Origin of the sequence: Streptomyces sp. 13-12-16, from assembly GCF_002114215.1 — a bacterium.
Taxonomy (GTDB): Bacteria; Actinomycetota; Actinomycetes; order Streptomycetales; family Streptomycetaceae; genus Streptomyces.
On sequence record NZ_NCTE01001215.1, the window covers coordinates 1,788 to 2,686 of the forward strand.

1 protein-coding gene is annotated in these 899 nt (G+C 76.6%); it reads left to right on the forward strand.

Annotation, left to right across the window (positions count from 1 at the left end):
• Positions 1 to 899: MFS transporter (locus B7767_RS37980; RefSeq protein ID WP_256923714.1), on the forward strand; the 899-nt coding region annotated here is incomplete at both ends.

The window sequence follows — 899 nt, forward strand, 5'->3', positions numbered from 1 at the left end:
CCCGGCGCCCGCGCGTTCACCGCCGGGAACCTGATCGCGCGGCTGCCGATGGGCATGTTCGGCGTGAGCGCGGTCGTGATGATCGCCGGGACGCGGGGCTCGTACGCCCTGGCCGGCGCCGTCACCGCGACGGGTCTGGCGGCGACGGCGGTGGTCGCGCCGTGGACCGCGCGCCTGGTCGACCGGTACGGGCAGGCCCGGGTCGCCCTGCCGGCCACGGTGTTCGCCGTGCTCGGCTCCCTCGCGCTGCTGCTCTGCGTGCGGCACGGCGCCCCGGACTGGACCCTGTTCGCCTCCTACGCCGCCACCGCCACCACCCCCAACACCGGCGGGATGTCGCGGGCCCGCTGGGCGCACCTGCTGAAGGGGGACGCCGAGGCCCTGCACACCGCGAACTCCTTCGAACAGGCCGTCGACGAACTGTGCTTCATGCTCGGCCCGGTGCTCGCGGCCTTCCTGTGCGGGACGTTGTTCCCGGAGGCGGGCACGCTCGCGGGTGCCGTGCTGCTGCTGACGGGCACCGTGCTGTTCACCGCCCAGCGGTCGACCGAACCGCCGGCCGTACGGCGTTCCTCCGCGCGGGCGCCGCTGCGGTCGCCCGGCATGCGGCCGCTGCTGGTGGTCTGTCTCGCGACGGGCGCGGTGTTCGGCTCGCTGGAGGTCGTCACCCTCGCGTTCGCGGACGAGCGGGGGCACCGCACGGCGTCCGGCGCCGTGCTCGCGCTCCAGGCGGCCGGTTCCTGTGCGGCGGGGCTGCTGTACGGGGCGGTACGTCCGGCGGGGTCCGCGCGGTCCCGGCTGCCGTGGTGCCTGGCCGCGATGGCCGCGCTGATGACCCTGCCGCTGCTCGCGGCCGGGCTCACCGGCTCGCTGGTGCTGCTGGCGGGGGGGGCGCCGGG